We start from the raw sequence: 20,126 nt of genomic DNA on the forward strand, positions 1-20,126 counted from the left end.
ACATCGCCGGCGACCGGCCGCTCCCCGCGGCGGACGGCGGGACGGAACCCCCCATGGAATTTATGAGCAATTCCCTGAAGATCGCGATGGACAGCCTTCGGCCGGCGAGCCGCTCCGTCCGGAGCGACATGCTCGATCGGGGCTCTCGAGCCGATGCGGGACGGGCCAGCTCGTTCGTCGCGTTGCGCGCGCGCATGCTCGCGAGCCCCAGCCTGGCCGGGGCGCTCCAGTTCATGCAGGTCACGACGCGCCCGTGGGAGCCCCACGAGCTCGCGGCGTGGCTGCTCGAGCACGTGGTCGCCCCCGGCTGGATGCGGGCCCCGCGCGCGCTGCGCGAGCCGGGCGCGGAGACCCTGGAGCTCTGCGGGCTCGACGAGCGGCACCGGGAGGTCGCGGCGCTCACCGCGCGGGCGCGCGAACGCGTGGCGCTCGCGCTGCTCGACTTCGTGGCGCCGAACCCCGACGGCGGGTTCCTCCGCGCGGCGCTGTACAGCGCGCGCGTGCGATGGACCGTGGTGGGCGGTCGCTCGGGCTGGCTGCCGGCGCCGCGCGAGAGCGACCTCCTCAGCGACATCGTGCTCAGCCTCTTCGCCGCCGAGATCCTCTCCGACGCGGATCTCTACCGGAGGCACATGACCGTGTGCACCGGCTGCGGCCGCGTCGCGTTCACGCAGGAGGCGCGGCCGCGCAGCGCCGGGTGCCCGCGCTGCGACGGCGAGGTCAGGTCGAGAGCGCGCTGACGTCGAGGAGCCCAGCACCGCGGGGGCAGAGAAGAATCGCCTGAGCCCGCTTGTTCACCTGCCGCCGCGTGGGCCAGACACCTGCAGGGGTGCTTTCTCTGACGGAAGCAACGATTCCGGACAAGGTGGCGTCATCATGAATCGACGGAGCGCAAGCGCTGAGCTTGACGACTCCGGTGGAGGCCGACCAAGCTTGGCGCCGAGCTATGAGCCACGCCCGCCACACGAGCGCCCAGATGGATGAGCTTGCCCACGCAGCGCAGCGCGATGGGTTCTGTCTGATAAAGAACCTCATCCCGAAGAGCCTTCTGCGCTCGTGGCGTGAGGCCTTCACTCCGCTCCTCGACGCGCACATCGAGCGCGAGGGGCACCTCAAGAACCGCGGGCCCGGTCGCTATTACGTGACGCTCCCGTTCAAGGCCCCCTTCGCGGAGCCGCGCATCTACGAGGAGGAGACCATCCTCGGCGTGGTCGAGCGCCTGGTCGGGGCCGACATGACCATGGTCCAGCTCGCGACCGATACTCCGCTCCTCGGGTCCGATTACCAGGATGTCCACCGCGACACGCCGCCGCTCTTCCCCGAGACCGGGAGAGAGACGCCTGCGTTCCAGCTCGCCGTCAATTTCCCCCTGGTCGACGTCACCGCCGAGAACGGCCCGATCGAGATCGCCCGCGGCACGCACATGCTCTCCAAGGCGGAAGCCATGCGGCGCCTGGAGATGGGGGAGGTCGCGCTGGAGCCTGTGACCATGGAGCTCGGCGACGTCATGGTCCGCGACGTCCGCGGCCTGCACCGCGGTACCCCGAACCGCACGCGCGAGCCCCGGCCGATGGTGGTGATCGGGTACAGCCGCCGCTGGCTCTTCCGGCCGGAGGTCTCGATCCGGGTGCCCCGCGAGGGCCTCGCCCAGCTCTCGGAGCGCGCGAAGCGGATGCTCCGCTTCAACCCGGTCGTCGAGTCGCTCGACGTGCCGGACGAGACCGAGGTGTACCAGGCCTTCGCCTACTGACCCGCGCCGCCGCCCGGTCACGTGAGCGCGACGTGCGCGACCGCCTGGTCCCTCAACCAGGTTCGCTGCCGCCGCACGAAGATGCGCGTCGCGCGCACGATGGCGGGGGCGAGCTCCTCGGCCGGCAGGCGCCCCTCCAGGTGCTCCCGCACCTGCTTGTAGCCGACGGAGCCCATCGCCCGCGCGTCGCCGTAGCCGCGGGCCAGCAGCGCGCGGACCTCGTCCATCCAGCCCTGCTCCAGCCACGCGGCGACGCGCGCCTCGATGCGGCGGTCGAGCTCGGCGCGGTCGCGGTGCACCGCGAGCAGGCGCGCGGCGTGCCGGCGCTCCCGGAAGCCGTGCTCCGCGTGCCACGCGCTCTGCGTCCGGCCCGAGCGCTCGTAGATCTCGAGCGCCCGGCTCACGCGCACGAGATCGTTCGGCGCGAGCCGGGCCGCGCTCTCCGGATCCACCTCGGCGAGGCGCGCGTGGAGCGCGGCGCGCCCCGCTGCGTCGGCGATCGCGCGGTGGCGCGCGCGCACCTCGGCGTCGGCGGGCGGCGCGGGCGACAGACCGAAGAGCAGCGCCTTCACCCAGAGGAACGTGCCGCCGCAGACGATCGGGATCCGGCCGCGGCCGCGGATGTCGGCGATCGCCGCCTCCGCGAGCTCCGCGAAGCGCTGGGCGTCGATCGCCTCCAGCGGATCGGCCACGTCGACCAGGTGGTGCGGCGCGCGCGCGCGCTCGGCGGGCGTCGGCTTCCCCGAGCCGAGGTCGAACTCGCGGTAGATCTGCACGCTGTCGGCGCTCACCACCTCGCCGCCGAGGCGCTCCGCGAGCCGGATGGCGAGCTCCGTCTTGCCGCTCGCCGTCGGGCCGACAACGACGAGCAGCTCGCCCGGCGCGGGCGGCGCGATCGTCTCCCACGACGGCGGCGCGGCGGCCGCGCTCGCCTCCGGAGCGGCCTCGCGCGCCGCCTCGGTCACCGCCTCCCCACGCGGTGCTCCAGCTCCGGCCAGCCGACGCGCATCACGATGGGCCGTCCGTGCGGGCAGTGGCCGGCGAAGTCGACCTCGTCGAGCGCCGTGAGCAGCGCGCGCGCCTCCTCCGGCGCCACCGGATCGCCCGCGCGCAGCGAGCCGTGGCAGGCCATGGTCGCCAGCGCGAGGTCCACCGCGCCGGAGAAGGCGCGCTCGCCTGCGTGGCTCAGCTCGTCCACGAGGTCGCGCACGAGGCGCTCGGGCGCCGCGCGGCGGAGCAGCGTCGGCACCGCGTGCACCGCGAGCTGCGCCGCGCCCGCCGCGCGGACGTCGAGCCCGAGCCGCGCGATCGCCTCCTGCGCCTCCTCGACGAGCGACACCTCCGCGGGCGCCGCCGGGATGATCACCGGGAAGAGGAGCTTCTGCGTGGCGACATCGCGGCCGTCGTACGACGCGCGCAGCCGGTGGAACGTCACGCGCTCCGCCGCCGCGTGCTGGTCGAGGAAGTAGATCCCGTCCGGCCCCTCGCACACGAAGTAGGTGTTGCGCACCTGGGCGAGGAAGCGCAGCGACCGCCAGGCGAGCGTCCGCTCGGCCGCGGCGAGCACGGGCCCGCTGCCGGTCGGGTAGGGGAGGGGCGGCGCCCCTGGCGCGGCCGCCGGCTCGCCGGGCGACGCCGGCGGCGCGACGTCGCCCCAGGCGCCCGCGAACAACGGCGCTTCCGGACCGGGCGCCGGCGCGGCCGGAGGTCGCGCGGCTTCCGGGCGCGCGGGCGGGATCCCGACGAGATCGCCGCCGAGGCCCCACGGATCGGCCGGCGTCTCCTGCCGCTCGCCCGGAGGCCCCTGCCGCTCGCTCGAGGCGCCCGCCGCGGTCGGCTCGGCGGCGGGGCCGCTCGACCAGACCCAGGCGTCGCCGGGCGGCGGCGCCGCGTCCTCGAAGAGCTTGCCCTTGCGGCCCTGGAAGCCGCCGGGGGACGGCGCGGGCAGGCCGAACGCCGCGGCCACCTGCGCGGCGACGATCTTGTAGATCGCGTCGGCGACCGCGCGGCCGTCCGCGAAGCGGACCTCGGCCTTCTGCGGATGGACGTTCACGTCCACGAGCTCGGCGGGCAGATCGATGAACACCGCGCCGATCGGGTACCGGCCCGGCTCGAGGACGCTGCCGTAGGCGAGCGCGATCGAGCGCGCCAGCGAGCGGTCGCGCACGTGCCGGCCGTTGACGAACATCCACAGCCAGCCGGCGCCCGAGCGCGCGCGCTCCGGCCGCGACACGAACGCCTCGACCGTGAGCGGCCCCCGCTGCCCCGCGCACGTCGCGAGCTCCTCGCCCGCGAGCATCGTGCGCACCCGCTCCGCGCGGCTCGTCGTGCGCAGCCACTCCCGCGCGACGCGGCCGTCGCGCGACAGGACCAGCGTCACGCCCGGCTCGCCGAGCGCGATCGCCTGCGCGATCTCGGTCACGTGCGCCGACTCGGTCCCGACCGCGCGCAGGAACTTCCGCCGGGCGGGGACGTTGTAGAAGAGGTCGCGCACCTCCACCACGGTGCCCGCGGCGCACCCGCAAGGCATCGCCTGCGCCGGGCCGCCGCCCTCGACGCGGATCTCCGTCCCCTCGGCCTCGCCGTCGCGCCGCGTCCGCAGCGAGAAGCGGCTGACCGAGGCGATGCTCGGGAGCGCCTCGCCGCGGAAGCCGAAGCTCTGGATGCAGCGGAGATCGTCGAGCCGGGCGATCTTGCTCGTCGCGTGGCGCAGCACCGCGAGCGACGCGTCCTCGCGGCTCATGCCGCGCCCGTCGTCCGCGATGCGCACCAGGCCGACGCCGCCGCCCTCGATGTCGACCCGGACGCGGCGCGCGCCCGCGTCGAGCGCGTTCTCGACGAGCTCCTTCACCACGCTCGCCGGCCGCTCGACCACCTCGCCCGCCGCGATCTGGTTGGCGAGGTCGTCCGGGAGGACGGCGACCCTCCGCTCGTCGGGCTGGGCGGGCTGCGATCGAGGATCCGCGCCGGCGATCCTCTCCGCGGTGCTCATGGCTCGTCGCCGGGGTCGACCGTCCGGGCGACCGCCTGGAAGTAGAGCTTGGTGCGCTCCCGCGTCATCGCAAGCGCCGCGGCCCCGAGGATGGCGAGCTCGAAGAGGGCGAAGCGCACCCGCTCGGCGGTCCACCAGAGGCTCGGGTTCGTGAGGCTCGAGCGCTCGGGGACGTCCGGCGGCAGCAGCGCCCCCGCCTGCGCCACCATGTCGATCCAGGCGCCGCGGATGTCGCGGGTGAGCGCGTACTCGACCGTGGCGAAGGCCAGGTTGGCGGCCAGGACCTGGAGCACGAAGCCGCGCGTGCCGGGCCGCCCGCCGAGCGCCAGCCCGCTCGCGATGACCAGCAGCCCGCCGAGGATCACCTTCCCGACGCTGAGCGGGAAGGAGACGTCCTGGTGCAGGCTCATGGCGCTCGCCTGGGCGGCCTCGAGCACGAGGAACGTGAACTGGAACGGATCCCCCTGGTCGCGCGCCTGCTCGGCCACGACCATGACGTCCGGGGCCATGCCGCCGCGCAGGTACGTGGCCGTCCCGCACCCGGCCATGAAACCGCGGACGCCGATGATCCAGGTGAGCAGCATGGTGGCCACCAGGTACCAGGGGCGCAGCGAGCGCGGGCGCGGAGGTCGGTGCGAGTCCACGTGACGGCTGCCGTGTAGCACGTTCTCCGATCCCGCGCGCTCTCTTCCTGACCCGCCTTTCCCCGCGGCCTTCCCGTAGATTGCGGGGCGGGTAGCCTCGGGTCGCGGGGCCGTGTCGACTGCGCGCCGGCGCAGGTGGCGCGACGCGGCGGGGCTGTACTAGAACTTCGAGACGAGGTCCGGGTGGCGAAGAGCAAGAGCGAGCCGCGAGCGAAGCGAACGAAGGGGGCCGGTGCGCCGCAGCCCGAGGGCACGGCGAAGGCGGGCCCTCGATCCGGGTCGGAGGACGCGGCGGCGGACCTCCCGCCCGACACGGGTGAGGCGGACGGCGCGGCCCCCCGGCCGGCCTTGAAGCGCCGCGAGCGCCCCTCCGCGAAGGCCGCGGGGCGCGCGCGCGGCGGCGAGCCGCAGCCCGCGGCCGGCGACGACGACGGCGCGCGCGAGGACGACGACGACGCGGACGCCGCGCCCGAGAGCGGCGCCGAGAAGGGCGACGTCGACGAGGGCGACGTCGTGGAGGTCGTCGGCGAGGTCATCGACGACGCGGGCGTCGACCTGAACGACATCGAGATCCCGCGCTCCGCGCGGCTCGGCGCCAGCGAGGGCCGCGGCAGCAGCGACGCGGCGCTGTCGCGCACCGACCCGCTGCAGGCCTACCTGCGCGAGGTGCAGCGGCACCGGCTGCTCACGCCCGAAGAGGAGAAGGAGCTGACGGTCAAGTACACGAAGACGCAGGACGTCGCGACCGCCGCGCGGCTCGTGACGGCGAACCTGCGGCTCGTGGTCAAGCTCGCGTACGAGTACCGGCGCGCCTACAAGAACATCATGGACCTCATCCAGGAGGGGAACATCGGCCTGATGCAGGCCGTGAAGCGCTACGACCCGTACCGCGGCGTCAAGCTCTCCTCCTACGCGGCCTGGTGGATCCGCGCGTACATCCTCCGCTTCATCCTCAACAACTGGCGCCTGGTGAAGCTCGGCACGACGCAGGCGCAGCGGAAGCTCTTCTTCAACCTCAACAAGGAGAAGGCGAAGCTCTCGGCGATGGGCATCGAGCCCACGGCGGCGGAGATCGCGAAGCGCCTGTCGGTCGAGGAGAAGGAGGTGGTCGACATGGACCGCCGCCTCTCGAGCGGCGAGGCGTCGCTCGACGCCCCCGTCGGCGATCTCGAGGGCCGCTCGATCCCGCGCGTGGAGATGCTCGTCTCGTCGGGGGCGAGCCCGGACAGCGCCTTCGAGGCGCGCGAGATGGGCATGCTCGTCCACGATCGGCTCTCGAAGTTCCGCGAGACGCTGAAGGGCAAGGACGTGATCATCTTCGACAAGCGGATGGCGGCGGAGGATCCGCTCACGCTCCAGGAGCTCGGCAACGAGTTCGGCATCTCGCGCGAGCGCGTGCGCCAGCTCGAGGCGCGGCTCCAGTCGAAGCTGCGGACGTACCTGCAGGAGGAGCTCGGGGACGCCGTCGAGGCGGACTAGGCCTTGTCGAGCGGCGACGAGCAAGGTGGGGCGACGGGCCGCGGGTGCCTCTACGTGGTCGCGACGCCGATCGGCAACCTCGGCGACATCACGCTGCGCGCGGTCGAGACGCTGCGGGCGGCGGACCGGATCCTCGCGGAGGACACGCGGCGCGCCCGCTTGCTCCTCGGCCACCTCGGCGTCTCGGGCAAGCCGGTCGACCGGTTCGACGCGCACGCGTCGGAGGCGGACGCGGCGCGGGCGGCCGCGCGGCTCGCGGCGGGCGAGTCGATCGCGTTCATGACCGACGCCGGCACGCCGGTCGTGAGCGATCCGGGGACGGCGCTCGTGCGCGCGGCGACGCAGGCCGGGGCGCGCGTCGTGGCGATCCCCGGGCCGAGCGCGGTGATGGCGGCGGTGAGCGCGTCGGGGCTCGTGACGGGGGGCTTCCGCTTCGTGGGGTTCCTGCCCCGCGGGGGGCGCGAGCGGCGCGAGGTGCTGGCGCTGGTCACCTCGACGCCGGAGGCGGTGGTGCTGTTCGAGTCGCCGCGGCGCTTCCGCGAGACGCTCGCGGATCTCGCCGAGCGGATGCGCGGTCGTCGCGCGGTCGTCGCGCGCGAGCTGACGAAGGTGCACGAGGAGATCCTGGGCGGCACCGTGGAGGAGCTCGCGGCGCTCGAGCGGGAGTGGCTCGGCGAGATCACGCTCGTGCTCGCGCCGGCGGAGCCCTCCGCCGCGGGCGCCGGGCTGGACGACGCGGAGATCGACGCGCGGATCGATCGCGAGCTCGCGCAGGGGCGCCGGGCGAAGCACATCGCCGAGGAGCTGTCGGTCGAGCTCGGCCTTCCCCGAAGGGAGCTCTACGCGCGCGCGGTGGCGCGGCGGGGCGCGTCGCGCGAGTAGATCACGCGGTCACGTGTGCCGGCCCTGCCCTCGCGCCTTCAGGGCGTCGACCACGTGCTTCACGTCCTGCGCGCGGTCGCGCGGCACGATGAGCAGCGCGTCGTCGGTCTCGACCACCACGAGGCCCTCCACGCCGACGAGCGCGATCACCCGGCGGTCGATCTCCGCGCGCGCGCCGCCGTCGCGCCCGCGCAGATCCTCCGCGCGCGCGCCGCCGTCGCGCCCGCGCAGGTCGACCAGATAGTTGCCCTGCGCGTCGACCAGGACCGACCCCGCGGGCGCGCTGTTCCCTCGCTCGTCCTTCTCGGCGAGCTCCCAGGCGCTCTGCCAGCTCCCGAGGTCGCTCCAGCCGAAATCGCCCGGCACCACCGCGAGCCCGGCGACGTGCTCCATCACGCCGTGGTCGACGCTGACGGCCGGCAGCCGCGGGAACACGCGCCGCACGGCCTCCGCCTCGGCCGCCGCGCCCAGCGCGGCCGCGCGGTCGATCTCGTCGAGCCCCTCGGCGAGCGCGGGCAGGTGGGCGCGGATCGCCGCCCGCATGTCGCCCGCGCGGAAGATGAACATCCCCGCGTTCCAGAGGAAGCGGCCGCTCGCCACGAACTCCGCGGCGCGCTCCCGGCTCGGCTTCTCGACGAAGCGCAGCACCTTGCGGGGCGCCGCGCTCGCTGCGCCCGCCGCCTCCTCCGCCTCGATGTAGCCGAAGCCCGTCTCCGGGTGCGTCGGGCGGATGCCGACCGTCGTGATCGCGCCGCTCTGGGCCGAGGCGACGGCGGCCTCCAGCACCTCGAGGAACCGCGGCACGTCGGCGATGTGGTGGTCGCTCGGGAGCACGACCACGATGGCGTCGGGATCGTCGCGCGCGATGGTCGCCGCCGCCCAGCCGATGCACGGCGCGGTGTTGCGCGGCGCCGGCTCGACGAGCAGGCGCCGCTCGGAGACGTCCGGCAGCGCGGCGCGCGTGGGCGCCACGAGGTGCTCGCCGGTCGCGATCCAGAGGCGCTCCCAGCCGGCGCTCCCCCCGCGCGCGCACAGCGGCAGCACCCGGCGCGCCGTGGCGGTGATGAGCGGCTCGCCGCCGAGCAGGGGCAGGAGCTGCTTCGGGCGCGCGGCGCGCGACGCCGGCCAGAAGCGCGTGCCCGCGCCGCCGGCGAGGATCAGGACATGGATGGGGGTCTCGGTCGAGCTCATGGGCGTTCGTTGAGGGGTACAATGTCGAGCGTGACGGCACGGTTGCGGCGCGATGGCAGAGGGCCTCCTCAGGAGGGGCCGGGCAGCGCCCGCGCGTAGGCGACCATCGCGAGGCCGAGCGGGATGACCCACAGCGCGAGCGCGGCGGTGCGCCGCCGCTCGGCGAGCGCGCGGAGCGCGGCGGCTGCGGCCGCGGCGCCCACGAAGGCGGCGAGGAGGCTCAGCGCCACGGCGCCCGGCCCCGGCGGAGGGCCGTCGAGCGCGCGCGCGTCGGCGAGCCCCGAGACGAGGAGCGCGGGGATGCTCAGCGCGAGCGCGATCTCGACGGCGCGCGCCGGCCGGACGCCGAGCCAGAGCAGCAGCACGAGCGCCGCGCCGACGCGCGAACCGCCCGGCAGCGCCGCGAGCCCGTGCGCCGCGCCGGCCGCGATCATCCCGGCGAGCGACGGCGCGTCGGTCCCCGCGCGACCGCCGCGCCGCGGCGCGATCGCCGTGCTCGCGAGCGCGGCGCCGGTGGCGAGCAGGCCGAGCCCCACCGCGAGCGGCGCGCTCGCCCAGCGCGCGACGTACGGCCGGAGCGCCGCTGCCACGATCAGGCTCGCCGCGGCGCCCAGCGCGAGCAGCGCCGCGTCGCGCGCCGGCGGCGACGTCCTGAAGAGCGACGGCCGCGCGAGCGCCCGTGCCCCCTCGGCGAGCGCGCCCCGGAGCCGCCGCCGCACGGCGAGCGCGAGCGCCGCGGCCGCCGCGAGCGCCTCCGCGGCCGCGAGCCACGCGTCGCCGTCGGCCGCGCGGAGCCAGAGGCGCGCCGCGGCGCCGTGGCCGGTCGCCGAGATGGGCAGCGCGTGCGCCGCCCCCTCGACGGCCGCGAGCACCGCGACGTCCACGAGACCCACGCTCGACCGATACTCCAGCCCGGCGCGTCCTGTCGATCCCGAGCAGCGGCTTCGAGCGTCGCCTCACCATGTTGCCGCGCCGCAGCGCGGCGCGGCGCTGGAACACGAGGGACCGAGGGACAGCGTGGAACGCACGGAACACCATGGAAACAGCGTGGAACTGCGCGCAGGCGCCGGCTGAGAGCGCCGCCCCTTCAGGGTTTGCCGGCTTGCCGCGGTTCATCTTTTCACCTACATAACCCCCTGGATCTGGCGCTCTCTCGCCCGTGGCGGGGGAGGGCGAGCCGAGCGAGGTTCCGTTCGATGTTGATGGCATACGCCAGCGTTGCCGCGTTCTTCCTGGTGGCGATCGGCTTCGTCCTCGGCTCTCTGCTGTTCGGCAAGCTGCTGCGCCCGAGCAACCCGTACGCCGAGAAGGTCGAGACGTACGAGTGCGGGGAGGCGCCCGTCGGGCCCGCGTGGTTCAACTTCAACCCGCGTTTTTACATCGTCGCGCTCATCTACATCGTCTTCGACGTCGAGATCGCCTTCATCTACCCGGTCGCGGCGGTGTTCAAGCGCTGGGTGGACCAGGGCAGCGGGCTGTTCGCGCTGATCGAGATCTTCCTCTTCGTGGCCATCCTGATGCTCGGCTTCGTCTACGTCCTCGTGAAGGGTGATCTCGACTGGATCCGCGCCATCAAGGGGGATCCGCGCGGGGCGCAGAACGTGACCAGCCGGGCTCAGCCGCGCGCGTCTCTGACGAGCGCGAGCGCGGGCGGCGCCGCGCCCGCAGGCCTCGCGGGGCGGGCGGCCGTCGCCGAGGGAGGTGCGGAGTCATGACATCGAACCTGAACCTGATGGCCCCGCCCCGCGGGTGGGAGGCGAAGTACGAGAGCGACGGCGGCGGCGTCATCACGACGAGCGTCGATCAGACCGTCAACTGGCTGCTCAACTGGGGGCGATCGAACAGCGTCTGGTACATGCTCTTCGGCCTGGCCTGCTGCGCCATCGAGCTGATGCAGACCGGCGGCCCGCGCGGCGATCTCGAGCGCTTCGGCGCGGCCCCGCGGCCGAGCCCCCGGTCGAGCGATCTGTTCATCATCGCGGGGACGCTGACGTACAAGATGGCGACCCGGGTGAAGCGCCTCTACGACCAGATGTCGGAGCCCCGCTTCGTCATCTCGATGGGGAGCTGCTCGAACTGCGGCGGCCTCTTCCAGTACGCGTACTCGGTCTGCAAGGGCGTGGATCAGATCATCCCGGTCGACGTCTACGTGCCCGGCTGCCCCCCGCGCCCCGAGGCGCTCCTCGAAGGGCTCCTGAAGATCCAGGAGAAGATCAAGAGCGAGCGGGCCCTCGACCGCCGCGGCGCGACGGGCGGCTGATTCATCCACCCTGGCCACCCCGGCACCTCATGACACCCGAAGAGACCTTTCAGGCGCTCCAGGCGAGCCTCGGCGAAGAGGCGGTCTTCGACTTTCACCCCGTGTCCGCGAAGGACCGAGACGCCTGGTTCCAGGTCGCGCCCGAGAAGATCGCTGCCGTGTGCCAGCACCTGCGCGAGGCGCCGGAGCTCGCCTTCGATTACCTGGAGTGCATCACGGGGGTCGACTACCCCGATCTCAAGAAGATCGTCGTCGTCTATCACATCACTTCGTACGCGAAGAAGCACCGCGTCGTCCTCAAGGCGTTCCTCGACCGCGAGAGCCCGTCGGTGCCGACGCTGGTCGACGTGTGGTCGGCCGCGAACTGGCAAGAGCGAGAGTGCTACGACCTGCTCGGGGTGCGCTTCGAGGGGCACCCGGACCTCCGGCGCCTGCTCCTGCCCGACGACTGGGAGGGCCACCCGCTGCGCAAGGACTGGCAGGAGAAGGCGGAGTACCGCGGCATCCCGACGCAGCGGCCGAACCCGATCGAGCTCTTCAAGATCAAGCTCCCGAAGAAGGAAGCGGACGCGTCATGAGCCAGGTCATCCTCAGCGTCGACCGCGGGGACGCGGGGCAGGAGATGGACGACGAGATGACCCTCAACATGGGGCCTCATCACCCGTCGACCCATGGAGTGCTCCGCTTCGTCATCTCCACGGACGGCGAGATCATCCGGAAGGCGGTGCCGGACGTCGGCTACCTGCACCGGAGCATCGAGAAGATCGGCGAGCGCTGCACCTACAGCGGCTTCATGCCGTACACCGATCGCGTCGACTACATCGCGGCGATGTTCGCGAACGAGGCCTGGGCGAGCGCCTGCGAGAAGCTGATGGGCATCGAGGTGCCGAAGCGGGCGCAGTACCTGCGCGTCATCTCCTGCGAGCTCAACCGGATCGGGAGCCACATGATCGCGCTCGGCGCGATGGCGATGGACGTCGGCGCCGTCACCCCCTTCCCGTGGGCGCTGCGCGAGCGCGAGCACATCAACGACTTCATCGAGGAGCTGTGCGGCGCGCGGCTCACCTTCAATTACCACCGCATCGGCGGCGTCTCGTTCGACATGCCGAAGGGGTGGGCCGACAAGGTGAAGCGGTGGCTCGACGGCTTCGAGCCGATCATGGTCGAGTTCGACCGGCTCATCAGCCTGAACGACATCTTCATCAAGCGGCTGGCGAACGTCGCCGTGGTCACGGCCGAGGAGGCGAAGGACTGGGGGCTCGTCGGCCCCAACCTGCGCGCCTCCGGCGTGAAATGGGATCTCCGGAAGGAGGACGCCTACTCGGTCTATCCGGAGCTCGAGTTCGACGTCCCCGTGGGCCACGGGCGGTACGGGACCGTGGGCGACTGCTGGGACCGGTTCTACGTCCGGGTCGAGGAGTGCCGCGAGTCGGCGAAGATCCTCCGCCAGGCGCTCGAGAAGATCGACGAGCACCCCGAGGACGACATCCTGGGCAAGCTGCCCAAGAAGATGAGGCCCGACGGCGAGGCCTACGCGCGCATCGAGAGCGCCCGTGGCGACATGGGATGTTACGTGATCGGGCGGGGCGCGGAGGAGGCGTACCGGGCGCGGTTCCGGACGGGGAGCTTCACCGCGATGGGGATGATCGAGGCGAAGAGCCCCGGGCTATTCCTGGCCGACCTCGTGGCGCTCATCGCGAGCTTCGATGTCGTCGCGCCCGAGATCGACAGGTAGCGGGGTGGGGGGCGACCTCAGGCGCCCCCGGCCGGGCCGCCGAGGATCTCCGGACACTTCTGGTCGAGCCCCGCGCACGCCGCGGGGGGCTCCCCGGAGGTGTCGAGCGGCGTTTCACACGTGATCGACTTCAGGGCCTCGATCTGAGCCGTCATGCAGGCCTTGTACTCCGCCACCGTGGCGGTGCAGTCCGCGAAGCCCGCGGTGGCGCACTCGCCGCCCTCCGTGGGCTGCTCCGGCTGGCTCATGCACTCTGCCTTGGCGGTCTCGCAGTCAGCACCCCCGAAGGCGCTGGCGAACGCGCCGGCGAGCTCGCATACGTCTTCCTTCGTGACGGTGGCCGACGCGGCGACGTCCTCGCACACCGCCTGGGATTCCTCGGCGGTCAGGCTGCCGAGCTGCTTGCCGTCGAGGTCACCTCCGCTGTTGCCCTCGTCGCCCCCGTCGTCGTCGCCGCCGCAAGCCGCGAGCGCGAGACCGGTCATCAGAACCCCCACAAGCTTCATCCGTGTCATTCAAGCTCTCCTTGATCGAGATTGCTCACCTGAGCGTACCCGCGCGGCGCTCGAGGACGGCTCCGTCGAAGGAAGCGAGCGGGCTGTATCGTCCACCGGGCAGGCGCGCGGGAGCGAACATACTACGGTCACGGTTGAATCTTGCTTCCTGTTGGAAACAAAAACCTCTGCCGCCTCCGGCGCGAGCATCGCCGCGCGCGACCGAGGCACCGGCCCGGCGCCTCCGCCCCCGTCACGTCGCGCGCCGGCGCCTCCGCGGGCGTGCGGGAGACCCCGGCGGCGCCGCCTGCTCCCCGCTGCGGCCGGCGTCCCATTGCGCGACCACGCGCTTCGGCGCGACGCGACGCCAGGCTCCTGTGAGCAGCTCTTCCAGGAGCGTCCGGTCGACGCGACGCAGCTCCACCCGGGTCCAGCCCTGGTGTCCCCACGGCGTCACCGAGAAGACGTCGGGCTGCGCCTGCACCAGGCTGTCCTGCTCGTCGAGGGACAGCTTCAGGACCGCGCCCTCCTCCTGCACCCAGTGGGTCGCGAAGATCTTCCCTCGCACGCGGAACGACGGCTTGCCAAAGTGGTCTTGCTCCTCGGCTTCGGGCAGCGACAGCGCGAGTCTCTGGAAATCGTCGGAGGAGATCATGGCAGTACGCCTCGGCAAGCGGGATGTAGCGCTGTCGTGACGGGGCTCATCAGGCCCGGACCGCCTCGAACACCCGGAAGAAGCTCGGCGTCTCGCGCACGCACGTCACGCACAGCCCCGCTGCCTCGAGCAACGCGCGGTACTCGGCCTCCGTGCGCTCGCGTCCACCCGTGTTCACGAGCATGTTGATGTCGCTGAACGTGAGGATCCAGTCAAGGGTCGCGTTCCCGCGCGCGGTGGGCGCGGGCGGCTCCACGACGAGGAGGCGCGCCCCACTGGCCATCGCCTCGCGGCACTTGCCCAGGATCTGCAGGCTGCGCGCGTCGTCCCAGTCGTGGATCACGCTCTTCATCACGTAGGCGTCGGCGGGCGGCGGCGCCGCGTCGAAGCAGCTCCCCGCGACGAACGACGCGCGGGCGGCGACGCCGCGCGACGCGAACAGCGCGAGCGCGCCGTCGCGCGCGTGCTCGAGATCGAAGACGGCCCCCTCCACGGCGGGGTGGGCCTCCAGGATCGCGCAGAGCAGGGCGCCGTGGCCGCCGCCCACGTCGACCACGCGGCGGACGCCGCCGAGGTCGATGGCCCCGACGATGCCCGGCGCGACCCCGCGGGTGAGCTCGACCATGGCCTGGTGGAAGATCGCGGCAGCGCCAGGATCGCGCCCCAGGGCATCGAAGTGCTCGGTCCCGGACGACGCGGAGCCGTCGCCGGAGCCCCACGCCATCCGGCCGGTGCGGACGCAGTCGGTCAGGCGGCCCCAGGCCTGCCAGACGTCCTGCCCGCCCATGAGGCGCGACCAGGCGCGCTTCGAGAGCGGGGAGCTCGTCTCGAGGAACCGCCCCATCTCGGTGAGCTCGAAGCGATCCCCGCGCGCGACGAGCAGCTCGAGCGTGACGAGCGCCCGGAGCAGGCGGTCCGTCGCGTCGGGGTGCGTGCCGAGCCGCGCCGCGACGTCGCCGCTCGAGAGCGGCGCCTCGGCGAGGACGTCGGCGACGCCGAGCTCCGCGGCCGCGTGGATGACCTGCGGCACCCAGAGGCTCATGATCATCTGGTTCAAACGGAACGCAGGGGGGACGCTCGTGGGAGACCCGTTCGACATGGTGTTCGCTCCTTCGGGCCTCACCTTGAGGAGCGCGACGCCGGCAGTCTTGTAAAGATTTTACCCCGCCGCGAGCTCCTGCCGGGACATCGAGCAGCGCGGCGGGTCGAACGCCGCGACCTCAGGTGCCTTCGCTCTCGGTCTCCTCCTCCTCCTCGAAGAACCCCGGGCACTTCTTCTCGAGCGCGACGCACTCCGCGGGCTTCTGCAAGATGTCGGCGAACGCCGATTCACACGTGATCGCCGCCAAGGTATCGACCATGGCGGTCGTGCAGGCCTTGAACTCCGCGACCGTCGCGGTGCAGCCGGCGAACCCGAGCCCCTCACATTCGGACTCCGCGGACTCCTCGGGCTCTTCCGGAGCGCTGATGCACTCCTGCTTGGCGGTCTCGCACTCCATCCCGAACGCGGAGGCGAGCGCCCCCTCGATCTCGCATCTGTCCTCCTTCGAGAGCGCCTCGGCCTGCGCGCCGACGTCATGGCACACCTCCACGGACTCCTCGGCCGTCAGGGCGCCGAGCTGCTTGCCGTCGAGCTCGCTCCCGGTCTCGCCCCCGTTGCCCACGTCGTCATCGCCGCACGCCACCAGCGCGAGGCCAGCCATCAGAAAACCGAAGAGCTTCATCCGTGTCATGTCGAGATCTCCTTGTACGAGAACGTTCAACCGAGCATGCCCGCGCGGCCCTCGAGGCGACGCCACCGCGCCTGGAAGCGCTGGGCGTGAGGGCGTCTCGGCAACCGCGCTGGACAGACGGGTCTACGTTCGACGAGAGATTTCCTTTCCTGCGCGACGGGCGCGCGCAGCTTTTCGGCGCGAGCGTCGCCCGCGCCAGAACTCTCCCTTGTCCTCACCGGTGATAGAGTTCGCCACGTTCACGGGTGACCGCGCGACGGAAGCCGCCGCGCTCCGGGCGCTCGAGCCCACCTACGACAGACTTCGGTCGGCGCTCGGCTAGAGCGACAAACGGGTTGAAGCTGCCTGAAAAGCGCAGAACTTCGAACCGCCAAGCCGCCAAGGACGCCAAGAAGAGAATCCAATCTTGGCGTCCTTGGTGTCTTGGCGGTTCATTTCTCGCTTGATCAACTGATCGTTGTTCTAGGGGCTCAGGCCGGCCAGCTCGATGAGCTCCGCCCGCGCCCTCGTCGGGGTCGTCCCCGTGAACTGCTTCACGTCTCGCGCGAGGTGCGCCTGGTCGTAGTAGCCGAACCGCTGCGCGAGCTCGGCCCACGTGCCCGAGGCGCCCGCCTTGAGGTGCTGCACCAGCCGGTCGAAGCGCACGAGGCGCGCGAGGAGCTTCGGCGGGACGCCGACGTTGTCGCGGAACAGGTCGATGACGTGCTTCTGGCTGTAGCCGAGCTCGCGCGCGAGCGCCCGCATGTCGACCGCGCCCGCGCGCTCCTCGATCCGCCGGAATGCCCACGAGACCACGCCCGTGTCGACCCGCGCCTCGTCGAGGCGCTCGCCGAGCGCGCGCTCGATCAGGTCGAAGCGCGCGTCCCAGGTGGGGAGCTCCTCGAGGCGCTCCGCCAGCCGGGCGTGCTTCCGGGGGAGGAGATCGCGGACGGACACCACGCGCCCGGTGAGCTCCGCCATCGGCACGCCGAAGAAGAGCCGCGCGCCGATGGGGGTGAGGTTCACCTGGAGCCCGCGCTGGAGCCCGTCGTGCTCCGTGATCGTGAAGGTGTCGTCGAGACCCGCGACGAAGCCGCCCGGGTACCGGGAATGGAGGCGATCGCTCCCGGCGTCGAACACGCGAACCGGCGGCCCGAACTCGATGATGACGACGACCTGCGGCATGGGGAACTCGCGCCGCCGCAGCGGTCCAGGCGTCTCCTCGGTGTAGCCGCTGAAGTCGCGGAGGTACGGGCGGAGGCGCGGCGCCGGGGGCCGGGTCGCGAGCTCCCACCGGCTCTCACCGGACCTGCCGCGGACTATCCGTGCACCAGGGGCCAGCGCGTGCATCGAGGGGAAAAGGTACTCCTCGACGCAGGCCGACTCAAGCCGTCGTCAGCGCATCCGTCGCGTCCGTCGCATCCGTCGCATCCGTCGCATCCGTCGCATCAGTCGCATCAGTCGCATCAGTCGCAGGCAGGCGCCTCTTCCTGGTACGCGATTCCGCTGTCGACCGGCACCTTGCCGCCCTGATCGTGGGGAACGATCACGTGGCATTCCCCCTCGGTCACGTTGCCTGCCGCGTCGACCGCCCGGACGCCGAGCGTGTAGACGCGCGCGTCGCCGTTGCCCTTCCGCTCCGCGAGGAGGTCCACCGAATCGCAGCCGAGGTTCGCGATGTCCACCTCGGTGTTGCCGTCGCCCGTGTCGTTGCGCGGCTCGTCGCTCGCCGCATAGGTGAAGCTCACCTGCACGTCGTCGTCACAGGCGTCCTCCACGTCCACGCAGTCATCCACCGTGATGGTGTGGAACTTGTGGTTCGGCGGCCAGAGCTCGGGCTGCCTGTCCGTGAGCACCGGCGCGACGGTATCGACGACGACGAGCTCCGAGGTGCAGAGCGACGCGAGCGCCGCTTCCTCGCCCGCCACCTCTGCGGTCACCACGATCTCATGCGCGCCGAGCGCGAACGGCCCCTCCGCGGAGACTGACACTGTCGCCTCGGCGCAGGTGCCCGTCGAGAGCTGCGCATAGATGGTCTCGACGTACGCGCCCGAGGGCGTCGTGCACTCGACGGTTCGCTCCTCGCCGCACACCCACTCACCCTCCGGGATCGCGGCGCCCGGGTCGACACACTCCGCCACCAGGGCCTGTGAGCTGCCGCCGACCGGCTCGTCCTTGCACCCGAGGAACAGTGAAGTGACGGAGACCACACCCAGCAATCCGAGGAGACTGGCTTTCTTGATCATGCGGATATGGATAGCAAACGCACTCTCGTGGATGCGAGAGAAAACCAGTGTGGAGGCGCGGAAAAATATCGATGCTCGTGGTGCTCCAGGGCTCATTTTGATGAGCCGTTTTCAGAAGCCCCGAGAAACTCTCTCGTTTCGGCCGCCGCGGAGGTGCGTTGTCCGCGCATCCGCGCCCACGCGGGCCGACCCTCGGCCCCCCTGTCGCGCCGGCCCGGCGTCGGTCGCGCCGGCGCGCGCGGCTCAGCGGATCGTCGCGCAGCACCTGAAGCCGAGGTGGTAGTTCGCGTGCCACGCGTTCTCCATCGGCTCCACGTGCCACCGCGGGCTGAACGTGCAGTGATCGGGGTAGGTCTCCCGGCCGTTCTTCGGCCGGGGGGCGTCGTGCTCGCGGGCGACCTCGACGTAGAACCAGGCGCTCCCCTTGAGCTGGCTGTACAGCTTGCCGTCGTCGCGGTCGCGGCGGGTCATGATCTCGGCCACGTTGCCGTGCTGATCGAAGACCCCGAACCGGGAGCGGCACGCGGGGTAGGACCCCGCAGGCTCGGTGTCGGTCGCGCAGGTCTGGTAGGCAGAGCGCGCGGTGTCGCCGTCGCACGGCTCGCCGTCGATCTCGCGGTGTCGCGTCTGCGTGTGGCAGACGGTGAGATCGAGCTCGTCGCCGTAGGCGTACGTCCTCGGCTCGCCGCCCTCCGGGTCGCCGCGGCACGCGAGGCTCCACTCGTCCTCGGTGCACAGGCGCTTGCCCTGGAGGCTGCACACGGACGCCGCCTGCGTCGGGCTCGCCCACACCATCGGCAGCTCGCACGGCCTGTTGGGGAACTCGAAGATGTCGATGCAGAACTCGGCCGGCTTCGGCTTCCCGCGGACGGTCTTGGAGACGGGCACCATGTTCTCGCGGCCGCCGCAGCGGGCGCGCTGCTCCTCCGTCTGGAGGACGACGCCGCTGAGGCCCTCGAGGCACTGCTCCTTCGAGCGCGTGTGCCGCGCGAGCTCCTTGTTGCCCTGGTTGATGCGGGCCGGCGTGCCGCCGCCGAAGTTCTTCTCCAGGAAGAGCTCGGGGTTCTTGAACCTGCGCTCGCGCTCCGTGAGCTCCTTCAGCGAGAAGAGCCGCACCAGGTCCTCGCGCGCCTCGTGGTGCGTCGCCATCGGATCACCGGCCGCCATCGGCGCGCCGGCAGCGTCGCCGGTCGCCAGAGCCGCGCCGGCAGCGTCGCCGGCCTCCGGAGCCGCGCCGGCATCGCCGGTCGCCGCTGGAGTCGCCGGGGCCGAGGCCGCGGGCCCCGCCGAGGGCGCAGGAGGGCTGGCCGCCGGCGGCGCGGCGCCGGCGTCGCGGCCGCGATCAGGTTCGCCGCGGGAGCAGGACAGCGCGGCAGCGGCGAGCGCCGCGAGCGCGGCGCGCAGGGGACGGGAGGGCTTCGACACCGGGAGCGAGGTCAGAGGGTGGCCGCGATGATCTCGGAGAGGCTCGCCTCGTCGACGACGCCGGTCAGGTACGCCGCGACCTTCCCCTGCCGGTCGATCACCACCAGGCTCGGCAGCTTGTCCACCCCGTAGCGCATCGACGCGTCCTTCGCGTCGTCGATGAGGATGGGATACGAGAGGCCCTTCTTGAGGGCGTACTGACTCGCCACGTGCGGCGGATCGTCGACGTTGACGCCGAGCACCACGAGCCCCTTCTTCTCGTACCGGCGCGCGATCCGCTCGAGGATCGGCGCCTGGACCGCGCAGGGACCACACCACGTGGCCCAGAAGTCCAGGATCACCGGCTGGCCCTTCAGCTCGGCGAGCTGCATGCGCGCGCCGGGCTCGCCGTTCGCCGCGACGGGGAGCGTCACGTCGGGGGCCACCGCGCCGACCATCCCCCCGACCCCGGGCGACAGGCGGGGCAGGACGGCCAGCCCGATGAGCGCGCTCAGGGCGATCAGCGCCGCGAGGGCGGGGTAGAGAATCTTACCGGAATTGAACTCGGGTTCGGCCATACGGCGGCCCGGTCTTCATAGCAAATCTTTGGGCCTACGTCCGAGCGGCTCTGGTACGGTCCGGCGCCTCGACCGGCCGGGCGCTTCGCCGCCTGGCCCGGGGT

Annotated in this window: 21 protein-coding genes; 8 read left to right on the plus strand and 13 right to left on the minus strand. The window is 72.4% G+C overall.

The window, feature by feature from the left end; all coding sequences use genetic code 11:
- Positions 1 to 194: 194 nt before the first annotated feature.
- Positions 195 to 740: a hypothetical protein gene (locus WME76_RS43300; protein WP_437957999.1), complete on the plus strand. Its 546-nt coding sequence runs from the start codon at positions 195 to 197 to the stop codon at positions 738 to 740.
- A gap of 236 nt (positions 741 to 976) precedes the next feature.
- Positions 977 to 1,750 (plus strand): phytanoyl-CoA dioxygenase family protein, encoded by a 774-nt coding sequence (locus WME76_RS43305; protein WP_437958000.1) that lies wholly within the window; start codon positions 977 to 979, stop codon positions 1,748 to 1,750.
- A gap of 17 nt (positions 1,751 to 1,767) precedes the next feature.
- On the opposite strand, the gene miaA is transcribed toward WME76_RS43305, so the two are convergent.
- The 3 genes from miaA to WME76_RS43320 are packed head-to-tail and all read right to left on the minus strand — an operon-like array spanning position 1,768 to position 5,386.
- Positions 1,768 to 2,715: a tRNA (adenosine(37)-N6)-dimethylallyltransferase MiaA gene (miaA, locus tag WME76_RS43310; RefSeq protein WP_437958001.1), complete on the minus strand. Its 948-nt coding sequence runs from the start codon at positions 2,713 to 2,715 to the stop codon at positions 1,768 to 1,770.
- A complete protein-coding gene (gene mutL / locus WME76_RS43315; RefSeq protein WP_437958002.1) occupies positions 2,712 to 4,742 on the minus strand; it encodes a DNA mismatch repair endonuclease MutL in 2,031 nt (676 codons plus the stop codon). Before mutL ends, miaA begins: the two co-directional genes overlap by 4 nt.
- A complete protein-coding gene (locus WME76_RS43320; RefSeq protein WP_437958003.1) occupies positions 4,739 to 5,386 on the minus strand; it encodes a hypothetical protein in 648 nt (215 codons plus the stop codon). Before WME76_RS43320 ends, mutL begins: the two co-directional genes overlap by 4 nt.
- Positions 5,387 to 5,569: 183 nt before the next feature.
- On the opposite strand from WME76_RS43320, the gene WME76_RS43325 reads away from it, so the two are divergent.
- Positions 5,570 to 6,865: an RNA polymerase factor sigma-32 gene (locus tag WME76_RS43325; RefSeq protein ID WP_437958004.1), complete on the plus strand. Its 1,296-nt coding sequence runs from the start codon at positions 5,570 to 5,572 to the stop codon at positions 6,863 to 6,865.
- A gap of 3 nt (positions 6,866 to 6,868) precedes the next feature.
- Complete coding sequence (gene rsmI / locus WME76_RS43330) at positions 6,869 to 7,747, plus strand: 16S rRNA (cytidine(1402)-2'-O)-methyltransferase (protein WP_061615477.1); 879 nt, start codon at positions 6,869 to 6,871, stop codon at positions 7,745 to 7,747.
- A 9-nt stretch (positions 7,748 to 7,756) separates the two neighbouring features.
- Here the strand turns inward: rsmI and WME76_RS43335 are convergent, their stop codons facing one another.
- Both WME76_RS43335 and WME76_RS43340 read right to left on the minus strand, forming a co-directional pair.
- The gene (locus WME76_RS43335; RefSeq protein WP_437958005.1) at positions 7,757 to 8,938 is read right to left on the minus strand and encodes a mannose-1-phosphate guanylyltransferase; all 1,182 of its coding nucleotides are present in this window, start codon (positions 8,936 to 8,938) and stop codon (positions 7,757 to 7,759) included.
- A gap of 68 nt (positions 8,939 to 9,006) precedes the next feature.
- Positions 9,007 to 9,831, minus strand: a complete 825-nt coding sequence (locus WME76_RS43340) for an undecaprenyl-diphosphate phosphatase (RefSeq protein WP_437958006.1) — start codon at positions 9,829 to 9,831, stop codon at positions 9,007 to 9,009.
- Positions 9,832 to 10,134: 303 nt separating this feature from the next.
- Here WME76_RS43340 and WME76_RS43345 point away from each other — a divergent pair, with 303 nt between their 5' ends.
- Genes WME76_RS43345 through WME76_RS43360 form a run of 4 tightly spaced genes read left to right on the plus strand, consistent with a single transcriptional unit; the run spans position 10,135 to position 12,933 of the window.
- On the plus strand, positions 10,135 to 10,653 hold the full coding sequence (locus WME76_RS43345; protein ID WP_437958007.1) for an NADH-quinone oxidoreductase subunit A: 519 nt from the start codon (positions 10,135 to 10,137) through the stop codon (positions 10,651 to 10,653).
- A complete protein-coding gene (gene nuoB / locus WME76_RS43350) occupies positions 10,650 to 11,198 on the plus strand; it encodes an NADH-quinone oxidoreductase subunit NuoB (protein WP_081427129.1) in 549 nt (182 codons plus the stop codon). Before WME76_RS43345 ends, nuoB begins: the two co-directional genes overlap by 4 nt.
- A 29-nt stretch (positions 11,199 to 11,227) precedes the next feature.
- Complete coding sequence (locus tag WME76_RS43355; RefSeq protein WP_437958008.1) at positions 11,228 to 11,776, plus strand: NADH-quinone oxidoreductase subunit C; 549 nt, start codon at positions 11,228 to 11,230, stop codon at positions 11,774 to 11,776.
- Positions 11,773 to 12,933: an NADH-quinone oxidoreductase subunit D gene (locus WME76_RS43360; RefSeq protein ID WP_437958009.1), complete on the plus strand. Its 1,161-nt coding sequence runs from the start codon at positions 11,773 to 11,775 to the stop codon at positions 12,931 to 12,933. Before WME76_RS43355 ends, WME76_RS43360 begins: the two co-directional genes overlap by 4 nt.
- Before the next feature lie 17 nt (positions 12,934 to 12,950).
- On the opposite strand, the gene WME76_RS43365 is transcribed toward WME76_RS43360, so the two are convergent.
- The 8 genes from WME76_RS43365 to WME76_RS43400 all read right to left on the minus strand — a co-directional run bounded on the left by WME76_RS43365 (position 12,951) and on the right by WME76_RS43400 (position 20,022).
- A complete protein-coding gene (locus WME76_RS43365) occupies positions 12,951 to 13,439 on the minus strand; it encodes a hypothetical protein (RefSeq protein WP_437958010.1) in 489 nt (162 codons plus the stop codon).
- Positions 13,440 to 13,680: 241 nt separating this feature from the next.
- Complete coding sequence (locus tag WME76_RS43370) at positions 13,681 to 14,082, minus strand: MmcQ/YjbR family DNA-binding protein (protein WP_437958011.1); 402 nt, start codon at positions 14,080 to 14,082, stop codon at positions 13,681 to 13,683.
- Between the two features lie 49 nt (positions 14,083 to 14,131).
- Positions 14,132 to 15,181, minus strand: a complete 1,050-nt coding sequence (locus WME76_RS43375; RefSeq protein WP_437958012.1) for a methyltransferase — start codon at positions 15,179 to 15,181, stop codon at positions 14,132 to 14,134.
- Between the two features lie 121 nt (positions 15,182 to 15,302).
- Positions 15,303 to 15,815, minus strand: coding sequence for a hypothetical protein (locus WME76_RS43380; protein ID WP_437958013.1), 513 nt, complete (start codon positions 15,813 to 15,815; stop codon positions 15,303 to 15,305).
- A 462-nt stretch (positions 15,816 to 16,277) separates the two neighbouring features.
- Complete coding sequence (locus tag WME76_RS43385) at positions 16,278 to 17,144, minus strand: helix-turn-helix domain-containing protein (protein WP_437958014.1); 867 nt, start codon at positions 17,142 to 17,144, stop codon at positions 16,278 to 16,280.
- Positions 17,145 to 17,260: 116 nt separating this feature from the next.
- Positions 17,261 to 18,040, minus strand: coding sequence for a hypothetical protein (locus WME76_RS43390; protein WP_437958015.1), 780 nt, complete (start codon positions 18,038 to 18,040; stop codon positions 17,261 to 17,263).
- A 243-nt stretch (positions 18,041 to 18,283) separates the two neighbouring features.
- Complete coding sequence (locus WME76_RS43395) at positions 18,284 to 19,465, minus strand: formylglycine-generating enzyme family protein (RefSeq protein WP_437958016.1); 1,182 nt, start codon at positions 19,463 to 19,465, stop codon at positions 18,284 to 18,286.
- A gap of 11 nt (positions 19,466 to 19,476) precedes the next feature.
- Positions 19,477 to 20,022, minus strand: coding sequence for a TlpA family protein disulfide reductase (locus WME76_RS43400; RefSeq protein ID WP_437958017.1), 546 nt, complete (start codon positions 20,020 to 20,022; stop codon positions 19,477 to 19,479).
- Positions 20,023 to 20,126 lie beyond the last annotated feature (104 nt).

The sequence above is a fragment of the Sorangium sp. So ce119 genome (assembly GCF_051524405.1).
GTDB classification, from domain to species: domain Bacteria; phylum Myxococcota_A; class Polyangia; order Polyangiales; family Polyangiaceae; genus Sorangium; species Sorangium cellulosum_G.